The 2,465-nt window shown below is 36.5% G+C and carries 3 protein-coding genes and 1 pseudogene; all 4 read right to left on the bottom strand.

Annotated elements, in window-relative coordinates; genetic code table 11:
- Positions 1-357 (bottom strand): annotated as a pseudogene (locus tag JU57_RS13515) (hypothetical protein); the annotation flags it as partial.
- Positions 354-509 (bottom strand): hypothetical protein, encoded by a 156-nt coding sequence (locus tag JU57_RS14230; protein ID WP_294877507.1) that lies wholly within the window; start codon positions 507-509, stop codon positions 354-356. The pseudogene JU57_RS13515 and the gene JU57_RS14230, both read right to left, overlap by 4 nt.
- A 1-nt stretch (position 510) precedes the next feature.
- Positions 511-1,998, bottom strand: coding sequence for a type I restriction-modification system subunit M (locus JU57_RS13510; RefSeq protein WP_037962195.1), 1,488 nt, complete (start codon positions 1,996-1,998; stop codon positions 511-513).
- The coding region (locus tag JU57_RS13505) for a restriction endonuclease subunit S (protein WP_294877504.1) at positions 1,995-2,465 on the bottom strand (471 nt) is incomplete at its 5' end. The genes JU57_RS13505 and JU57_RS13510, both read right to left, overlap by 4 nt.

Below are 2,465 nucleotides of genomic sequence, written 5' to 3'. Positions count from 1 at the left end.
CGTTAAAAAAGTGGAAACATGTTTGTGAAACGGCTGGAAACTTTGAGTGAAATTTACAATTTTTGCTAAAATTATTTCATTAGGATAAATTAAGCAATTTTTTAATTCATTTGCTTTTTCTTCTGATGTGTAAATAAACTCTTTATTTATAAAACCACCATCACCAATATTTTGAAGTTGTATTACACGAACTCCTGAAATTGTATAATGTTCACTTTTCAAATCTGAACCGAACGGACCACCTGTAATGCTATGTTTATCTGTTTTATCTTTCAATTCATCAAAATTTACAACTTCCCAATCCTCTGGAATTATCCCCACTTTAGTTTGCTTATAACCTTGTTTGATGGAGCTCATGATTTGTTCTCCACTTTGGCTACAAGTTTGTCAAAGTCTGAGACATAGACTTTATCGTGCTCACTTTTGAATTTTTCACAGGTTTTACCATCTGTTGCAGTTGTTTCCAAAATGGAAACAGCTGAAGCTTTATAAAGGATAATCTCGCCCATACTAGAGTCCTAACTCTTTTAAAAAAGTGTCCATTTTAGTCTTTACATGTAAGAGCTCTTGTTCGATCATTTCGATGTTCTTTTTTGTCGCTTCGATATCGACTTTGACCTCTTCTTCAAAGGTATCGACATAACGAGGAATGTTTAGGTTATAATCATTTTCTTGTATCTCTGCAAGTGTCGCTACATGAGCGTACTTATCAACCTCTTTGCGTGCTTGGTAGGCTTCAAGTATCTTCGCCATATGAGCATCATTGAGGTTGTTTTGTTTTTTACCTTTGTCGAACTCACGACTCGCATCGATAAATAAGATGTCGTTTGTTACACGATTTTTCTTAAAGACTAAGATACACGCTGGAATGCTTGTACCAAAGAAAAGATTGGCAGGTAAGCCGATGATAGCATCAAGTAAGTTTTCAGTGATAAGCTTTTCACGAATACGTCCCTCACTCGCTCCACGGAACAATACACCATGAGGAAGAACAACCCCCATACGACCATTTTCATTAAGACTTTTGATCATATGAAGTACAAACGCATAGTCTCCCTTACTTGCAGGTGGTATGCTGTAATCACTAAAGCGTTTAAATGAGTCATGCTCAGCAAAATCGGCACCCCATTTGTCTAAACTAAAAGGGGGATTTGCAACAACAACATCAAATTTCATAAGCCTATTTTCTTCAATATGCAAAGGGTTGCGGATGGTATCGCCCCATTCGATTTTTGCATCGTTGATCTCATGGAGGTACATGTTCATACGGCAAAGCGCTTGGGTTTGTCCGTTTTTCTCTTGCCCATAGATAGCAAAGTTTTTACTGCCCACTTCTTGTGATGCCTTAATGAGTAAAGAGCCTGAACCACACGTTGGGTCGTAAATGCGATCTCCTTCTTTGGCTTGAACCAATTTTGCCAATAATGTAGAAACTTCACTTGGCGTAAAGAACTCTCCACCTTTTTTACCTGCATCACTTGCAAAGTGCGCTATGAGGTATTCGTAGCTATCTCCGATGATGTCATTGCCTAAGAGTTTACTAGGACTTAGATCGAGCCTACTATCACTAAAGTCTTCTAAGAGATGTTTTAAGATGGAATTTCTCTCTTTAGTATCACCTAGAACTTTTCGATCATTAAAGTCAACATTTCTAAAGATACCTTCTAGTTTTTCATGGTTATCTTCTTCAATACGCTCAAGGGCTTTGTTGATGATCTCTCCAAGGTTTGGCGCTTCTTTATGCTTTAAAAGATACTCAAACGTACAACTTTCGTCTAAAACAAACTTTTCTCTTTGTAATGCTCTTTGAATGCGTTCATTATCGTCATTGTATTTTTCATGGAGTTGGTCGAGTTTTTCTTTATAAAAGTCTGAGAGGTATTTGACGAACAACATACTTAAGATATAGTCTTTATACTGAGAACTATCCATCGTTCCTCTAAAAGTATCGCATGCTTTCCATACGACGTTGTTAATGACTTCTTGTGTTGTTTTCATACGTTTAATTCCTTTGTAATGATGGTGCTAAATAGTTCGTCTTTCAATTGTGTTTTTAGTTGCGAGAGCTTATGAAGTAAATCAATTTCTTGATTTGCAAGATCAAGCATTTTTACTATCTTTTCTTGAGTTTGTTTTGGTGGCACAATGACTTCAAGATCGCTCAAATCTTGTGCTTTAATCATAGCAATAGTGGTTCCTTTGAGTTCTTTTTGGAGTCTTCTTTGCGCTATAGTAGAATTTATAAAATGAGTGAGATAGATACTGTTTATCTCTTTTTTGGGTTTGATAATTGCCATAAGAGCTGGAACAACTAACCCAGAGCTATTTTTATCTATGTATACTGCAATATTTGGCTCTCTTAGACGTACTAAGATATCTCCTTCGTGTGTTATATAGTCGACCCTGAAAAACCCAAAACCACCAACGTTAAAGCCTTCTTCCTCTAAGAATAAACTCCAACCCAA

It is taken from the genome of Sulfurospirillum sp. SCADC (assembly GCF_000743525.1).
GTDB lineage: Bacteria > Campylobacterota > Campylobacteria > Campylobacterales > Sulfurospirillaceae > Sulfurospirillum.
Note: the sequence above shows the minus strand (reverse complement) of the source record. Positions and strands in the feature narration are given on the sequence as shown.

What these genes read in the sequence shown, in the direction of transcription:
- JU57_RS13510 (WP_037962195.1), bottom strand. Translation starts at nt 1,998, where the DNA reads ATGAAAACAACACAAGAAGTCATTAACAACGTCGTATGGAAAGCATGC.
- JU57_RS14230 (WP_294877507.1), bottom strand. Translation starts at nt 509, where the DNA reads ATGGGCGAGATTATCCTTTATAAAGCTTCAGCTGTTTCCATTTTGGAA.